The sequence below is a fragment of the Thioalkalivibrio sp. ALJ21 genome (assembly GCF_000378605.1).
GTDB lineage: Bacteria > Pseudomonadota > Gammaproteobacteria > Ectothiorhodospirales > Ectothiorhodospiraceae > Thioalkalivibrio.
Genome location: NZ_KB905156.1, coordinates 247,275 through 261,931 on the forward strand (window position 1 = coordinate 247,275; position 14,657 = coordinate 261,931).

Consider the following 14,657-nt stretch of genomic DNA (forward strand, 5'->3'; position numbering starts at 1 on the left):
AGTCCCATAGGCCGTACGGCAAGAGGTGCCCGTGGCTGAGCCGGTCGCCGAAGAAAGTCCGCATATCGTCATCGAGAACCTGCGCTTCCGGCGCGGGCGCAAGGTGATCTTCGAGGACCTGTCCATGCGCATCCCGCGCGGGCAGGTGACCACGGTCATGGGCCCCAGCGGCAGCGGCAAGACCACTCTGCTGCGCCTGATCGGTGGTCAGTTGCGCCCGGACGGCGGCCGCATCTGGGTCGACGGCCAGGAGGTCGCACGGCTCTCGACCCGGCGCCTGTACGCGCTGCGCAAACGCATGGGCATGCTGTTCCAGAGCGGGGCCCTGCTGACCGATCTCTCGGTGTTCGAGAATGTCGCCTTCCCGCTGCGCGAGCACACCGACCTCCCCGAGGACGTGCTGCGCACCCTGGTGCTGCTCAAGCTCGAGGCGGTGGGTCTGCGCTCCGCGCGCGACCTGGACCCGGCCTCGCTGTCCGGAGGCATGGCGCGGCGCGTGGCGCTGGCGCGCGCGATCGCGCTGGATCCGGACCTGATCATGTACGACGAACCCTTTACCGGCCTGGACCCGATCACCATGGGCCAGATCGTGACCCTGATCCGGCGCACCAACCAGAGCCTGGGGCTGACCAGCGTACTGGTCTCGCACGACGTTACCGAGGCCATGACCATCTCCGATCACGTGGTGCTTATCGCCGATGGCCGGGCGGTGGATGCCGGGGCACCGGACGACCTGCGTGCCCGCGCCTCCGACTGGAGCGCCCAGTTCCTCGAGGGCCGCCCCGATGGCCCGGTTCCGTTTCATTATCCCGGCGACAGCTACCGCGAGGATCTGCTCGGGGTACGGGAGCGGCGCGATGATTGACGCGATTGCTTCGCTCGGCCGCAGCTCGCTGAATGCCCTGGTGGTCTTCGGCCGCGCGTTCCTCTTTCTGCTCCAGGTGCTCGCCAGCCTCGATATCGTGATCCGGCGGTTCGGGCTGACGGTGGTGCAGATCTATTCGGTGGGCGTGCGTTCGCTGCTGATCATCATCGTCTCCGGGCTGTTCGTCGGCATGGTGCTGGGCTATCAGGGGTACATCACCCTGGTGAACTTCGGTGCCGCAGAGGCCCTGGGCGGCGTGGTCGCCCTGTCGCTGGTACGCGAGCTGGGTCCGGTGGTGACCGCACTGCTGTTCGCCGGCCGCGCAGGCTCGGCGCTGACGGCCGAGCTGGGCCTGATGAAGACGACCGAGCAACTCTCGGCGATGGAGATGATGGCGGTGAACCCCTATCGTCGCATCTTCGCTCCGCGCTTCGTGGCCGGGTTCGTATCCATGCCGCTGCTGGCCGCGATCTTCAGTGCGGTGGGCGTGATCGGCGGCTATATCGTCGGCGTGGGCATGCTGGGCGTGGACAGCGGCGCGTACTTCTCGCAGATGCAGTCGGTGACCGACTGGAACGAGGACGTACTCTCCGGCGTGATCAAGAGCATTGTGTTCGGCTTCGTGGTGACCTGGATTGCGGTATTCCAGGGCTTCAACGCGATGCCGACCTCCGAGGGCATCTCGCGCGCGACGACCCAGACGGTGGTGGTCTCCTCGCTGGCGGTGCTGGGCCTCGATTTCATCCTGACCGGGCTGATGTTCGGCACGGGCTGACCAACCAGTGTTTTCCTAGGCAGGTGGCAACAATGAAGGTACGTTTCTTCGAACTGGCGGTCGGCGTGTTTGTGCTGCTGGGTGTGGCGGCCCTGTTCTACCTGGCGATCCAGGTAAGCAACGTGACCGACTACCACGACCGCGACACCTACACGGTGACGGCCTATTTCGACAACATTGGCGGGCTCAAGACACGCGCCCCGGTCACGGTCTCGGGCGTGCGCATCGGGCGCGTCGCGGAGATTCGCTATGATCCGGAGCAGTTCCGCGCCGAGGTCACGCTGGCCATCCGCGCCGAGCATGACTACCTGCCCATGGACACGCAGGCCGCGATCCATACGGCAGGGCTGCTGGGCGAGCAGTACATCGCCCTGGAGCCTGGCGGCGACTACGACACCCTGCAGGACGGCGACGAGGTGATGTTCACGCAATCGGCGCTGGTCCTGGAGAACCTGATTGGCCGTTTCATGACCAATATGGGTAGCGACTAAACCCGAACCGGGGACGACACGATGAAGACATTGCGATTCTGGGCGCTGCCGGCGCCGCTCTGGCTGCTCCTGCTGCTGGCCCTCCCGGGTGCCGCGCAGGCGGACAACCCCACCGAGATCATCAAGCAGTCCATCGACGAGGTGTACGAAAAACTGCGGTCGAACGAGGACCGTGCCCAGGAAGACCCGGATTTCGTGATCGGCGTGATCGAAGACAAGATCCTGCCCGGCGTGGATGTCGAGGGCATGTCCCGGCTGGTGCTGGCGCGGCACTGGCGCGACGCCTCCAGCGAGCAGCGCGAACGCTTCACCGAGGCCTTCAAGAACACGCTGCTGCAGGCCTACGGTGTGCAATTGGCGGACCATCTGGACAAGGACATCCGCGTGATCGAGCGCCGTTCGCGCCAGGATGACCGCATGGCCGTCGTTGCGACCGAGATCGTCATGGGCTCGGGACAATCGAACCTGCAGGTGAACTACCGCCTGCGGCCGGTGAACGGGGAGTGGAAGGTCTTCGACGTCGAGGCCGAAGGCCTCAGCTTTGTCGGCAACTTCCGCAACCGCTTCAACGAGGAGATCAACCGCAACGGCCTCGACGCGCTGATCGAACGCCTCGAGGACGGCGACCGCGAACTCGTCGATGACGCGATGGAAGGCATCGCCGACGAGGTCGACAACGGCGATGGCTGACGCCCGCCTGCACGCAACACCGGAGGGGCTCGCTCTCTCCGGCACGCTGACGTTTGCCACGGTTCCGGGTCTCGAGTCCCGCATTAGCGCGCTGCTTGCGGGACTGCCCGCTCGCACGCGGGTGGATCTCGGCGAAGTGACCCGCATCGACTCGGCGGGCGTGGCGTTGCTGGTCACCCTCTGGCGCCGGGTGCACGAACAGGGTGGAGAGCTGGGTTTCCACTCCATCCCGCAGGGCCTGGTACCCCTCATTGAACTCTACGACCTGCAATCGGTGATCGCCGATTCGGTTCCCGCGGGGCAGACCGACGCGGCCTGACGCCCGCCCCGCGACCGGAAACGCGCGCGCAGCTGGCAGATTCGTTATCATGGCGTGTTTCGCTGGGCCATGCTGGACCCCGCGACCGACCCGGGCTTTCCATGGACAAGCTGATCATCACCGGAGGCCGCCGCCTGGAGGGGCAGGTCTGGATCTCCGGGGCCAAGAACGCGGTGCTCCCGATCCTGTCCGCCACCTTGCTGGCGGACGGACCGATGACCATTGGCAACGTCCCGCACCTGCAGGACGTGACCACCACCATGGAACTCCTCGGCCGCATGGGCGTAAGCCTCACGGTCAACGAGCGCATGCGCATCGAGGTCGACCCCACCACCCTGACCCAGTGTGTTGCCCCGTATGACCTGGTCAAAACCATGCGCGCCTCCATCCTGGTGCTGGGCCCCCTGCTCGCCCGCTTTGGCGAGGCCGAGGTCTCGCTGCCGGGTGGCTGCGCTATCGGTTCGCGCCCGGTCAACCTGCACCTGCGGGGGCTGGAGGCACTGGGCGCGGAGATCGACGTCGAGGGAGGCTACATCCACGCCCGCGCCAAGCGCCTGAAGGGCGCGCGCGTCGTGTTCGACCAGGTCACGGTTACCGGCACCGAGAACCTGCTAATGGCCGCCACCCTGGCCGAGGGCGAGACCCTGATCGAGAACGCCGCGCGCGAGCCGGAAGTGGTCGACCTGGCGGACTGCCTTACGGCGATGGGCGCAAAGATCCAGGGTGCCGGGACCGACACCATCCGCGTGCAGGGCGTCGAAAACCTGCAGGCCTGCGAATACGATGTAATGCCGGATCGCATCGAGACGGGCACCTTCCTGGTCGCGGCGGCGGTGACCCGCGGGCGCGTGCGCTGCCGCAATACCCGCCCGGAGCTGCTGGATGCGGTGCTGGCCAAGCTGGTCGAGGCCGGCGCGCGCATCGAGACCGGCCCGGACTGGATCGAACTGGACATGGAAGGACGCCGTCCGAAGGCAGTCAACCTGCGGACCGCACCCTTCCCTGCCTTCCCCACCGACATGCAGGCCCAGATGATGACCCTGAACACGGTGGCCGAGGGCACCGGGTCGGTTGTCGAAACGGTCTTCGAGAACCGCTTCATGCATGCGCTGGAACTGCAGCGCATGGGGGCGGACATCACCATCGAGGGCAACACGGCCATCGTCAAGGGCGTGGAACAGCTGGTGGGTGCCCCGGTGATGGCGACCGACCTGCGCGCCTCGGCCAGCCTGATCATCGCCGGCCTGGTGGCCGAGGGCGAGACCGCGGTCGACCGCATCTACCACATCGACCGCGGCTACGAATGCATCGAGGAAAAACTGAGCCAGATCGGCGCGGGCATCCGCCGCGAGCCGGCCTGACTCGAAACAGACGGACTGACACTCGACATGATGGATCCCAACGCCCTGACCATCGCCCTGTCCAAGGGACGCATCCTCAAGGACACCCTGCCGCTGCTGGCCAGCGCCGGGATCGAACTCCTGGAGGACCCGGACAAGACGCGCAAGCTGATCCTCGACACCAACCGCGAGGACGTGAAGATCGTGGTGGTGCGGGCGACCGACGTCCCCACCTATGTGCAGCATGGCGCGGCATCCATTGGTGTGGCCGGCAAGGACGTGCTGATGGAGCACGGCGCGGCGGGACTCTACGAACCGCTGGATCTGCGTATCGCCGCATGCCGGCTGATGCTGGCCGGACGCCCGGGCCAGCAGCCGGACCCGCAGCAGCGCCTGCGCATCGCCACGAAGTTCGTGAACATCACCCAGAACTACTTCGCCCAGCAGGGCCGCCAGGTGGAGATCATCAAGCTCTACGGTTCGATGGAACTGGCGCCGCTGGTCGATCTGGCCGACTACATCGTGGACCTGGTCGACACCGGCAACACGCTCAAGGCCAACGGCCTGGAGCCGCTGGAACTGATTACCCCCATCAGTTCCCGGTTGATCGTGAACCAGGCAGCCATGAAGATGCGACATAGAACCATTCAAAATTTGATCGAGGGCCTGCGCGAGGCCGTCACGCCCGCGACGACGTAACGAGAGCATCATGACCGCCGATACCGACGACCTGAGAATCCGCGATATCCAGGAGGTGTCCGCCCCGGACACCCTGCGCGAAGAACTGCCCATCACCGACGCGGCCTCCGAGACCGTGTTCGCGGCACGCCAGGCCTGCCACCGCATCCTGCACGGCGAGGACGACCGCATGCAGGTGATCGTCGGGCCCTGCTCGATTCACGACGTGGACGCCGCGCTGGAGTACGCCGAGCGCCTGAAGGACCTGCGCGAGGAGCTATCCGACGCCCTGCATATCGTGATGCGGGTGTACTTCGAAAAGCCGCGCACCACGGTCGGCTGGAAGGGCCTGATCAACGACCCGGACCTGGACGGCAGCTTCCATATCAACAAGGGCCTGCGCGTCGCGCGCGGGCTGCTGCGTGATCTGGCGATCAAGGGCATGCCGGCCGCCACCGAATACCTCGACCTGATCAGCCCGCAGTACATCGCGGACCTGGTCGCCTGGGGGGCCATCGGCGCGCGCACCACCGAGAGCCAGGTGCACCGCGAACTGGCCTCCGGCCTGTCGTGCCCAGTGGGCTTCAAGAACTCCACCGATGGCAGCCTGCGGGTGGCGATCGACGCAATCCGCTCCGCCTCGCGACCGCACCACTTCCTCTCGGTGACCAAGGCTGGGCGCTCGGCGATCTTCTCGACCACCGGCAACGACGACTGCCACATCATCCTGCGCGGCGGCAAGCAGCCGAACTACGATGCCGAGAGCATCGAACAGGCCTGCAAGGAGCTGCGCATGGCCGAGCTGCCGGAACTGGTGATGGTCGACTGCAGCCATGCCAACAGTCGCAAGGATCCGAAGCGTCAGGTGGACGTGGCCCGCTCGCTGGCCGAACAGATCGCTGGCGGGGATCGCCGCATCATGGGCGCGATGCTCGAGAGCCACCTGGTCGGCGGTCGCCAGGACATCCTGCCCGGCAAGCCGCTGACCTACGGCCAGAGCATCACCGATGCCTGCATGGGCTGGGACGAGACCGAGACCAGCCTGAAACTGCTGGCGGACGCCGTGCGTGCGCGCCGTAAAGCTGCCGTGCCTGCCTAGAGAGGACCCCGACCATGCCCTCCATTGCCCGACTCGATACCCAGCAGCCCGACTTCGATCAGGCCCTGGAGCACCTGCTGTCCTGGGAGTCCGTCGCCGACACCGGCGTACGTGATGCGGTGGACGAGATCCTCGCCGCGGTGCGTACGGAGGGGGACGCGGCCGTGCTGCGCTACACCGCCAAGTTCGATCGCCTCGATCGCAGCGCGGTCGCCGACCTGGAGATCGCGCGGGAGCGCCTGCAGGCCGCACTGGAATCCATCCCGGCGGAGCAGCGCCAGGCGCTGGAGACCGCCGCCACGCGCATCCGCCAGTACGCCGAACACCAGAAGATGCAGGACTGGGACTTCACCGACGAAGACGGAACGGTGCTCGGCCAGCGCGTTACCGCGCTGGATTCCGTTGGCCTGTATGTGCCCGGAGGCAAAGCGGCCTACCCCTCCTCCGTGCTGATGAACGCGGTACCGGCAAAGGTCGCCGGCGTGGAACTGCTGGTAATGGTCGTGCCCGCCCCGGGCGGCGAACTAAACGATCTGGTGCTGGCCGCCGCCGCGGTGGCGGGGGTCGATCGCGTCTATACCATCGGCGGCGCCCAGGCGGTGGCCGCGCTGGCCTACGGCACCCAGACCATCCCGGCGGTGGACAAGATTGTCGGTCCCGGCAACATCTTTGTGGCCGCAGCCAAGCGCGAGGTGTTCGGCACGGTCGGCATTGACATGATCGCCGGCCCGTCGGAGATCCTAGTGGTCTGCGACGGCGAAACGGACCCGGACTGGATCGCGGCCGATTTGTTCTCGCAGGCCGAACATGACGAACAGGCCCAGTCCATCCTGCTGTCCTGGGACGAGGCCTTTCTCGACCGCGTGGCCGAGGCCATGGACCGCCTGCTGGCCGAAATGCCGCGTGCCGAGATCATCCGCACCAGCCTCGACAAGCGCGGGGCGCTGGTGAAGGTACGCGACTCCGCCGAGGCCGTTGCGGTCGCCAACCGCATCGCCCCGGAACACCTGGAGCTGTCGGTGGCCGACCCGCAAGCGATGCTGGACGCCGGGCTGCGCCACGCCGGCGCGATCTTCATGGGGCGCTACACCTCCGAGGCCCTGGGCGACTACTGCGCCGGGCCCAACCACGTGCTGCCCACCTCGCGCACCGCGCGCTTCTCCTCGCCGCTGGGCGTATACGACTTCCAGAAGCGCTCGAGCATCATCCACTGCTCGGCCGCGGGCGCCGCGAAGCTCGGCAAGACCGCCGCCGCCCTCGCGCACGGCGAGGGCCTGACCGCCCACGCCCGCTCCGCCGAACTGCGCGGCGGGCAATGAGCCTGCCGCACGAAAGCCGCAGCCCGGATGCCCTGATGCGTCCGGAGGTGCTGGCGCAGCCGGCCTATCAGGTGGCGGACGCGACCGGCCTGATCAAGCTGGACGCGATGGAGAACCCGCACCCCTGGCCCGGCGCACTGGAAGACGCCTGGCTGGAGGCCCTGCGTAACCCGCGACTGAATCGCTATCCTGATGCCGGGGCACGTGCGCTGGAGAAAAAGGTGCGCGCCGCCCACGGCGTGCCCGAAGCGGCCGGATTGCTGTTCGGCAACGGCTCCGACGAACTGATCCAGATCCTGATCATGGCGGTCGCCGCCTCCGGCCGCCCGATCCTGGCGCCGGAACCGACCTTCGTGATGTACGGTGTCCTGGCCCGGGCGATGGGCGTGCCGTTCGTCGGCGTCCCGCTGAACCGAGATTTCAGCCTCGACCTCGACGCGATGCACGCCGCTCTGGCCGAGCACAACCCCGCGGTCGTGTTCCTGGCCTACCCGAACAACCCGACCGGGACCCTGGACGACCCGGCCGCCGTGCAGGCGATCATCGAGGCCAACCCCGGCGTCACGGTGGTCGACGAGGCCTATGCCCCGTTCGCCTCCCACAGCTTCCTGCCGGAGGTCGGCCAGTACGACGGGCTGATGGTGATGCGTACGGTCTCGAAGCTGGGGCTGGCCGGTGCGCGGCTGGGCTATCTGGCCGCCTCCGCGGGCTGGATCGATGCCCTGGACCGGCTGCGCCTGCCGTACAACATCAATACCCTGACCCAGCGCTCGGTCGCCTTCGCCCTGGATCACCGCGAGGCCCTGGATGAGCAGGCGCACGGCATCATCGAGGAACGCGGCCGGCTGTCCGATGCACTCGCGGCGATCGACGGCGTCGAACACGTGTTCCCGAGTCAGGCGAACTTCATCCTCTTTCGGGTGCGCGAAGGACAGGGGCATGCGAGCTTCGCGGCCCTGCGCGACGCCGGCATCCTGATCAAGGATGTTGGCCGCGCGCATCCGCTACTGGCGGACTGCCTGCGCGTCACCGTCGGCCGCCCCGACGAGAACGACGCGTTCCTCGTGGCCCTGCGCGACGCCCTCGCCGGCTGAACCCTGACTCCCGAGGCTGGGCCTAGTTCGTCCTCTTGAGTTTACGGTGGTTTCGGCCAGCCGCCTGCCATGCGCTGGCGAGACAGCGCTTGGCAGGCGGCTGGCCGAAACCACCGTAAACACCCGAGGTCAAACTAGACACAGCCTCGTAAAGGCATGGCGGCTGGAGGGGGCTAGGCGTCCTCGCCGAAGCGGTTGGCGACGAGTTCGGTGAGGGCGTCGAGGGCCTCTTCGGCGTCCTCGCCGTCGGTGGTGATGGTGACCTCGGAGCCCTGCGCCGCCGCCAGCATCATCACCCCCATGATGCTCTTGCCGTTCACCTCCTGGGCGTTCCGGGAGACGGTCACATCGGACGCGTACTGGCTGGCCAGGCTCACGAACTTGGCCGCCGCACGCGCATGCATCCCCAGACGATTAACGATGGGGACTTCGCGCTGCGGCATCCGAACACTCCTGGTCACAAAGAAGGATGCCATCGTGGCCGCCCGACAGGGCCTTGTTGACCAGCTCCGTCAGCGGCAGATGGCGGTAGTTCAGCACACGGATGAGCATCGGCAGGTTGATCCCGGCAATGACGCGGGCGTTCGCACCCCGGGCCACGCGGCTGGCCACATTGGAGGGGGTGGAGCCGAACATGTCGGTCAGGATCAGCACACCGGAGCCGGAATCCAGCTCGCCCAGACGTGCCCTCGCGCGCGCCAGCACCTCGTCGGGGTCGTCATTCTGCGACATCGCCATGGACTCGCAATCCTCGGGCAGGTCGCCCAGCATGCTGCTGGCCGTCTGCAGCAGGGTGTCGCCGAGGTTTTGATGCGTGATCAGGATCAGACCAACGCCCATGGACTCACTCCGATTCGAGGGGCAGGGATAGCTCGCGGTGACGGGTGCTAACAGTAACATGTTCGCGCCCCCGCCAGGCAGCCGCCAGCCGCTCCACGAGATAAACCGAGCGGTGACGGCCGCCGGTGCATCCGATCGAAACGGTCACATAGCTGCGGTGATCCTGCCGGATGCGCGGGACCCACTGTTCGAGAAAGCCCTGGATCCCGTCATACATCTCCTCGACCTCGCCATGACGTGCAAGAAACTCGCAAACGGGCGCGTCGCGCCCAGTCAGCGGCGCCAGATCACGCTCGTAGTGCGGGTTGGGCAGGCAGCGCACATCGAACACGAAGTCGGAGTCCAGCGGCGCCCCGTGCTTGAACCCGAACGACTGAAAAAGGAGGGACAGGCGCTCTTCGCCCAGCAGCCCGACACGGTCGCGCAGGGTGCGCGCGAGGTCATGCATCGACAACCGGGAGGTGTCCACGGTCAGATCCGCCTCGGCCGCAACATGGCCGAGCCAGTCACGTTCGCGCTCGATCGCGTCCACCAGTGGCACGCCGTCGCGCGCCAGTGGGTGTCGGCGCCGCGTCAGGTGATAGCGGCGCAGCAGGACCTCGCTGGAGGCCTGCAGGAACATCACCTCGACCTGCATCCCCTTGCCCCTGAGCTCGCGCAGCAGGTCGGCGAAGCCCTCGAGCGCCGTCAGCCCGCTGCGGACATCCACCCCGACCGCCAGGTGGCGGTCTTCGTCCGCGTCGTAATCGCCGCTTCGGACCTGTTCGATCAGCCCGGGCAGCAACGGCAGCGGCAGGTTATCGACACAGAAATAGCCGGCGTCCTCCAGCGTATGCAGGGCGACCGTCTTGCCGGAACCCGACAGACCACTGACCAGCAGGAGTCGCATTCAGCCCTCCGGGTCCGGGTTGGGGACGGTGGTTGCGGGGATCGCACGGTGGTACGGCGGCTCCTCGGGCTCGCCGCTCATCTGTCGGCGCTGGCGCGCGCGCAGGTCGTCACCGGCGACATAGCCCTGCATATGCAGCATGTGGTTACGCACCGCCGCCTCGATCATCACCGCGATGTTGCGCCCCGGCGCGACCGGCAGGCTGATCAGCGGGATGCGCAGCCCGAGGATGTCGATTTCCCCGCGGCGGCCGGTCAGACGATCGTCCGGCACCGGCGAGGGCTCGTTGTGATCGCGCAGGTCAATGATCAGCCGCAGATACTTGCCACCCTTGATCGCGGAGTCCCCGTACATGGCGCGGACGTTCAGCACCCCCAGCCCGCGAACCTCGAGCAGATCCTGCAACAGGGCCGGGCAGTGTCCGCGCACGATATCCGGGGCGATGCGGGCAAACTCCGGTGCGTCGTCGGCGATCAGCCGGTGACCGCGCGAGATCAGCTCCAGCGCCACCTCGCTCTTGCCCACGCTGGACGCCCCGCTGATCAGCACGCCAATGCCGAGGATCTCCATGAACACGCCATGGCGCACCTCGAAATGGGCCAGCCGCTGCTGCAGGAAGTAGCGCAGCAGGGAGATGATCTCGTGGCTGCTGGTCGAGGAGCACAGGATCAGCGGCAGCTGCTCCTCGGGGACATCCGGCATCTCCGAGAAGGGACAGGTGTCCTCGGCGAAGATCACCGCGGTGGTCCCGGTGCGGGCCATCTCCAGGATCAGCTGCTCGCGCTGGTCATCGCTCAGCCGCGCGATATAGCGCGCCTCGAAATCGCCGATGACCTGGATGCGGTTCGGCCGGATCAGGTTGAGGTGCCCGGCCAGGGGCAGGTCGTCGCCGTCACCGCCGACCAGGTTGCGATCCGGTGCGACCTGCTCGCCGTGGACGTAGCGCAGATCCAGGCGGTTGCCCATCGCCTGGATCAGGGCCTCGACAGTGATGTCGCGAGCGATGCCGCCCTCCCCCAGTGCCTCGTTCATGCACGAATCTCCGCCAGCGCTGGCGCGGGGTGTCGGATTAGAGAAAGCACTGCCGGAAGAGCCATGTTCAGGCGTCGCCGAAAGCCCGGGTCAGTTCGCGTTCCAGGGCATCCGCGTCGTCGGCACGGCGCAGCGAGGCAATGTTGTCGGGCTGCGAGAGACCGCGAGCCAGCTGCGCCAGCAGGTCCAGGTGCGCACTGGTGGCCGCTTCGGGCACCAGCAGTGCGATCAGGATATCCACGGGTTCGTGGTCCATGGCATCGAAGTCGACGCCCTGGTCCAGCCGCAGGACCGCGACCCGGGGGAAATCGAGCTCGGCCAGACGCCCATGCGGGATGGCCACGCCATGCCCCAGACCGGTGGAGCCAAGCTTCTCGCGGGCAGACAGGGCCTCGAAGATGGCCCCGCTGGCCGGGCCGGCGGACTCCTCGCCGCCGACGGCCAGCAACTCGGCCAGGGTCTCGAGCGCCCGTTTCTGGCTGGAACACTCGGGCTCCAGCCGGATACGGTCGCGGGTGATCAGCTCGGCAATGGTCATTGCGTTACAGGGCCTGTTCGCGGTTGCGCTGGGCACCCTCGGCGCGGTGATGGTCCTTGACCTTTTCCTTGTGCTTGATCAGCTGGCGATCCACCTTGTCGATCAGCCCATCGATCGCCGCATACATATCCTCATGACTGGCTTCAGCGTGGATGTGATTGCCGCTGACCTGGAGATTGGCCTCCGCCTTGTTGTTCAGGTTCTGGTTTTTCTCGTGGGTCAGCACCACATGCACGTCGATCACTTTGTCAAAGTGGCGCTCCAGCTTGGCGAACTTTTCGTTCACGTAGTCGCGCAGGGCATCGGTGATATCGACGTGATGGCCGGTCAGGTTGATCTGCATGGTCAGGCTCCTTTCTGCTTGGTTCCGCTGGGCATGCTCGCCATCTGCCGGCGTTCGCTGGAAGACGGTATGTGCATGGCCTCGCGGTACTTGGCCACGGTGCGTCGGGCCACATTAATGCCCCGATCCGACAGGATCTGGGCCAGTTTTGCATCACTCAGTGGCTTGTTCGGGGTCTCGCCACCAATCAATTCCCGAATCATGGCACGGATCGCGGTCGCCGAGCATTCGCCGCCGTCGGCCGTCCCTACATGACTGGAAAAGAAGTACTTGAACTCGAATACCCCACGCGGGGTGTGCATGTATTTCTGAGTAGTCACCCGCGAGATGGTCGATTCGTGCATCTCCAGGGCCTCGGCGATATCGCGCAGGATCAACGGCTGCATCGCGACCTCGCCATGTTCCAGAAACCCCTGCTGGCGTTCGACGATGGCCTGGGCCACCCGCAGGAGGGTGTCGTTCCGGCTGTGCAGGCTCTTCAGAAACCAGCGCGCCTCCTGCAGCTGATCGCGCATGAACGCGCTGTCGCGCGCATCGGAGACCTGCCGCACCATGCCCGCATAGAGATCGTTGATGCGAATGCGCGGGGCAATCTCCGGATTCAGGTCCACGCGCCAGCCATCGCGGTCATGGCGGACATAGACATCCGGCACGACGTATTCCGAAGTGGACTCGCTGATCTGGGCACCGGGCCGCGGGTTCAGGGTGCGGATCAGGTCCAGCGCCCGCGCCAGCTCGTCCGGGTCGCGCACCCCGGTCTGGCGCTGCAGGGCCCGGTAGTCCCGCTTGGCCAGGCTCTCCATGCCGTTCTCCAGGATGGCTCGGGCCGCATCGCGCGCCGGGGCATCCGGCGCCAGATGGCGCAGCTGGATCTCCAGGCACTCGCGCAGGTCCCGCGCACCGACGCCCAGCGGGTCGCACTGCTGAATCCAGTGCAGCACCGCCTCGACCTCGTCGACCCCCACAGGCTCGTCCTCGCCCTGGCTGATCATCTCTGCCAGCGCCTCGAGGTCGCCGTCCAGGTAGCCGTCCGGGCTGATCGCGTCGATCAGCGCCGCGCCGATGCGCTGGTCGCGTGGAGTCAGGTGGCTCAGATGCAGCTGCCAGAGCAGGTGGTCCTGCAGGCCCTCGTCCTCGCCGTCGGAGGTATTCTCGAGCGGATCGCGATCATCCAGGCCGCGCGGGCTCGGGGCGGGCTCGTAGATGTCGTCCCAGCGGCTATCGGTACTCAACTCCTCGGGGATCACGTCATCGCCAGCCGTGTCGGATTGCATGCGATCCCCGTCGACCCGTTCACCCCCTTCCTCCGGACGCTCGAGCGGGGCCTCCTCGCCCTCGTCCTCCACCTGCTCGAGCATGGGGTTGCTTTCCAGCGCCTGCTGGATCTCCGCCTGCAACTCCAGCGTGGAAAGCTGCAGCAGACGGATCGCCTGCTGCAGCTGCGGGGTCATCGTCAGCGTCTGCCCCAGCTGCAGATTGAGCCCGGGCTTCAGCATCGCGGTTTGAGGTCCATCGTGACCATTAAGATCATCTTAAAAGGACTCGTCGAGACATGCCCAAAGGAAGTACTCACAGCCGAAAGTTTTCGCCGAGATACACGCGGCGTACCTGGGGGTCGTCCAGCAGCTCCTGGGGAGTACCCGCGCTCAGGATGCGGCCCTCACTAAGAATATAGGCCCTGTCGCAGATTCCGAGAGTCTCGCGCACGTTGTGGTCGGAAATCAGCACACCGATCCCGCGCTGGGCCAGATGCCCAATCACCGCCTGGATATCGCCCACGGAAATCGGGTCCACGCCGGCGAACGGCTCGTCCAGGCAGATAAAGCGCGGGTCACCGGCCAGCGCCCGCGCGATCTCGGCACGGCGGCGCTCGCCCCCGGACAGGGCAATCCCCGGGCTGTGGCGCACGGTCTCCAGCTGGAACTCTTCAATCAGGGCATCGCCGATGCGGCGACGCTCGTGGCGATCGAGCTCCCGCCGCAACTCCAGCACCGCCTGCAGGTTGTCCCACACACTCAGCCGCCGGAAGATCGAGGCCTCCTGTGGCAGGTAGCCCAGCCCGGCCCGGGCGCGTGAATGAATCGGGGCCCGGGTGATGTCCCGGTCACCCAGCGTGATGCGGCCGCGGTTGGGCCGGATCAGGCCGACCAGGCTGTAGAAGCAGGTGGTCTTGCCCGCCCCGTTCGGGCCCAGCAGGCCCACGACCTCGCCCGGTGCCAGATCGACGTCGACACGATCCAGCACCGTACGCTTGCCATAGCGCTTGGTCAGCTCGCGTCCGGTCAGATATCCGGCCATCAGCGCAGATTCGCCACCGGCCGCTGCGGGCGCGCTGGTGTCAAGCT

At 66.7% G+C, this 14,657-nt stretch carries 18 protein-coding genes; 10 read left to right on the top strand and 8 right to left on the bottom strand.

Annotated elements, in window-relative coordinates; genetic code table 11:
- Positions 1–31: 31 nt before the first annotated feature.
- The 10 genes from F579_RS0107200 to hisC all read left to right on the top strand — a co-directional run bounded on the left by F579_RS0107200 (position 32) and on the right by hisC (position 8,670).
- Positions 32–865: an ABC transporter ATP-binding protein gene (locus tag F579_RS0107200; protein WP_019023797.1), complete on the top strand. Its 834-nt coding sequence runs from the start codon at positions 32–34 to the stop codon at positions 863–865.
- Positions 858–1,640 (top strand): lipid asymmetry maintenance ABC transporter permease subunit MlaE, encoded by a 783-nt coding sequence (gene mlaE, locus F579_RS0107205; protein ID WP_019023796.1) that lies wholly within the window; start codon positions 858–860, stop codon positions 1,638–1,640. The genes F579_RS0107200 and mlaE overlap by 8 nt, the downstream gene beginning before the upstream one ends.
- Before the next feature lie 32 nt (positions 1,641–1,672).
- Complete coding sequence (gene mlaD, locus F579_RS0107210; RefSeq protein WP_012981797.1) at positions 1,673–2,131, top strand: outer membrane lipid asymmetry maintenance protein MlaD; 459 nt, start codon at positions 1,673–1,675, stop codon at positions 2,129–2,131.
- 21 nt (positions 2,132–2,152) lie between these two features.
- Positions 2,153–2,821: a phospholipid-binding protein MlaC gene (locus F579_RS0107215; protein WP_019023795.1), complete on the top strand. Its 669-nt coding sequence runs from the start codon at positions 2,153–2,155 to the stop codon at positions 2,819–2,821.
- Positions 2,814–3,140: a lipid asymmetry maintenance protein MlaB gene (locus tag F579_RS0107220; RefSeq protein ID WP_019023794.1), complete on the top strand. Its 327-nt coding sequence runs from the start codon at positions 2,814–2,816 to the stop codon at positions 3,138–3,140. Before F579_RS0107215 ends, F579_RS0107220 begins: the two co-directional genes overlap by 8 nt.
- A gap of 101 nt (positions 3,141–3,241) precedes the next feature.
- The gene (murA, locus tag F579_RS0107225) at positions 3,242–4,501 is read left to right on the top strand and encodes a UDP-N-acetylglucosamine 1-carboxyvinyltransferase (protein ID WP_019023793.1); all 1,260 of its coding nucleotides are present in this window, start codon (positions 3,242–3,244) and stop codon (positions 4,499–4,501) included.
- A gap of 27 nt (positions 4,502–4,528) precedes the next feature.
- On the top strand, positions 4,529–5,179 hold the full coding sequence (gene hisG / locus F579_RS0107230; protein ID WP_019023792.1) for an ATP phosphoribosyltransferase: 651 nt from the start codon (positions 4,529–4,531) through the stop codon (positions 5,177–5,179).
- Between the two features lie 10 nt (positions 5,180–5,189).
- Positions 5,190–6,257 (top strand): 3-deoxy-7-phosphoheptulonate synthase, encoded by a 1,068-nt coding sequence (locus tag F579_RS0107235; RefSeq protein WP_019023791.1) that lies wholly within the window; start codon positions 5,190–5,192, stop codon positions 6,255–6,257.
- 14 nt (positions 6,258–6,271) lie between these two features.
- A complete protein-coding gene (gene hisD / locus F579_RS0107240) occupies positions 6,272–7,576 on the top strand; it encodes a histidinol dehydrogenase (RefSeq protein ID WP_019023790.1) in 1,305 nt (434 codons plus the stop codon).
- Positions 7,573–8,670, top strand: coding sequence for a histidinol-phosphate transaminase (hisC, locus tag F579_RS0107245; RefSeq protein WP_019023789.1), 1,098 nt, complete (start codon positions 7,573–7,575; stop codon positions 8,668–8,670). Before hisD ends, hisC begins: the two co-directional genes overlap by 4 nt.
- Positions 8,671–8,843: 173 nt before the next feature.
- Here the strand turns inward: hisC and F579_RS0107250 are convergent, their stop codons facing one another.
- The 8 genes from F579_RS0107250 to lptB form a co-directional block, all read right to left on the bottom strand.
- The gene (locus F579_RS0107250; RefSeq protein WP_012981789.1) at positions 8,844–9,113 is read right to left on the bottom strand and encodes an HPr family phosphocarrier protein; all 270 of its coding nucleotides are present in this window, start codon (positions 9,111–9,113) and stop codon (positions 8,844–8,846) included.
- Entirely contained in the window at positions 9,085–9,510 is a 426-nt protein-coding gene (locus F579_RS0107255) for a PTS sugar transporter subunit IIA (RefSeq protein WP_019023788.1), read from the bottom strand. The genes F579_RS0107250 and F579_RS0107255 overlap by 29 nt, the downstream gene beginning before the upstream one ends.
- Positions 9,511–9,514: 4 nt before the next feature.
- Entirely contained in the window at positions 9,515–10,399 is an 885-nt protein-coding gene (rapZ, locus tag F579_RS0107260; RefSeq protein WP_019023787.1) for an RNase adapter RapZ, read from the bottom strand.
- Positions 10,400–11,431: an HPr(Ser) kinase/phosphatase gene (gene hprK / locus F579_RS0107265; protein ID WP_019023786.1), complete on the bottom strand. Its 1,032-nt coding sequence runs from the start codon at positions 11,429–11,431 to the stop codon at positions 10,400–10,402.
- A 67-nt stretch (positions 11,432–11,498) separates the two neighbouring features.
- A complete protein-coding gene (locus tag F579_RS0107270) occupies positions 11,499–11,969 on the bottom strand; it encodes a PTS sugar transporter subunit IIA (RefSeq protein WP_019023785.1) in 471 nt (156 codons plus the stop codon).
- Positions 11,970–11,973: 4 nt separating this feature from the next.
- Positions 11,974–12,312 carry a ribosome hibernation-promoting factor, HPF/YfiA family gene (hpf, locus tag F579_RS0107275; RefSeq protein WP_012981784.1) on the bottom strand — a complete coding sequence of 113 codons (339 nt, stop codon included), beginning with the start codon at positions 12,310–12,312 and terminating at the stop codon, positions 11,974–11,976.
- A gap of 2 nt (positions 12,313–12,314) precedes the next feature.
- Positions 12,315–13,808 carry an RNA polymerase factor sigma-54 gene (locus F579_RS0107280; protein ID WP_019023784.1) on the bottom strand — a complete coding sequence of 498 codons (1,494 nt, stop codon included), beginning with the start codon at positions 13,806–13,808 and terminating at the stop codon, positions 12,315–12,317.
- A gap of 73 nt (positions 13,809–13,881) precedes the next feature.
- The gene (gene lptB, locus F579_RS0107285; RefSeq protein WP_155984986.1) at positions 13,882–14,610 is read right to left on the bottom strand and encodes an LPS export ABC transporter ATP-binding protein; all 729 of its coding nucleotides are present in this window, start codon (positions 14,608–14,610) and stop codon (positions 13,882–13,884) included.
- Between the last annotated feature and the right edge of the window lie 47 nt (positions 14,611–14,657).

Coding starts and splice junctions, on each gene's coding strand:
- mlaD (WP_012981797.1), top strand. CDS start 1,673: ATGAAGGTACGTTTCTTCGAACTGGCGGTCGGCGTGTTTGTGCTGCTG.
- F579_RS0107220 (WP_019023794.1), top strand. CDS start 2,814: ATGGCTGACGCCCGCCTGCACGCAACACCGGAGGGGCTCGCTCTCTCC.
- hprK (WP_019023786.1), bottom strand. CDS start 11,431: ATGAACGAGGCACTGGGGGAGGGCGGCATCGCTCGCGACATCACTGTC.
- mlaE (WP_019023796.1), top strand. CDS start 858: ATGATTGACGCGATTGCTTCGCTCGGCCGCAGCTCGCTGAATGCCCTG.
- hpf (WP_012981784.1), bottom strand. CDS start 12,312: ATGCAGATCAACCTGACCGGCCATCACGTCGATATCACCGATGCCCTG.
- F579_RS0107255 (WP_019023788.1), bottom strand. CDS start 9,510: ATGGGCGTTGGTCTGATCCTGATCACGCATCAAAACCTCGGCGACACC.
- F579_RS0107215 (WP_019023795.1), top strand. CDS start 2,153: ATGAAGACATTGCGATTCTGGGCGCTGCCGGCGCCGCTCTGGCTGCTC.
- F579_RS0107235 (WP_019023791.1), top strand. CDS start 5,190: ATGACCGCCGATACCGACGACCTGAGAATCCGCGATATCCAGGAGGTG.
- F579_RS0107270 (WP_019023785.1), bottom strand. CDS start 11,969: ATGACCATTGCCGAGCTGATCACCCGCGACCGTATCCGGCTGGAGCCC.
- rapZ (WP_019023787.1), bottom strand. CDS start 10,399: ATGCGACTCCTGCTGGTCAGTGGTCTGTCGGGTTCCGGCAAGACGGTC.
- murA (WP_019023793.1), top strand. CDS start 3,242: ATGGACAAGCTGATCATCACCGGAGGCCGCCGCCTGGAGGGGCAGGTC.
- hisG (WP_019023792.1), top strand. CDS start 4,529: ATGATGGATCCCAACGCCCTGACCATCGCCCTGTCCAAGGGACGCATC.
- hisC (WP_019023789.1), top strand. CDS start 7,573: ATGAGCCTGCCGCACGAAAGCCGCAGCCCGGATGCCCTGATGCGTCCG.
- F579_RS0107250 (WP_012981789.1), bottom strand. CDS start 9,113: ATGCCGCAGCGCGAAGTCCCCATCGTTAATCGTCTGGGGATGCATGCG.
- F579_RS0107280 (WP_019023784.1), bottom strand. CDS start 13,808: ATGCTGAAGCCCGGGCTCAATCTGCAGCTGGGGCAGACGCTGACGATG.
- hisD (WP_019023790.1), top strand. CDS start 6,272: ATGCCCTCCATTGCCCGACTCGATACCCAGCAGCCCGACTTCGATCAG.
- lptB (WP_155984986.1), bottom strand. CDS start 14,610: ATGGCCGGATATCTGACCGGACGCGAGCTGACCAAGCGCTATGGCAAG.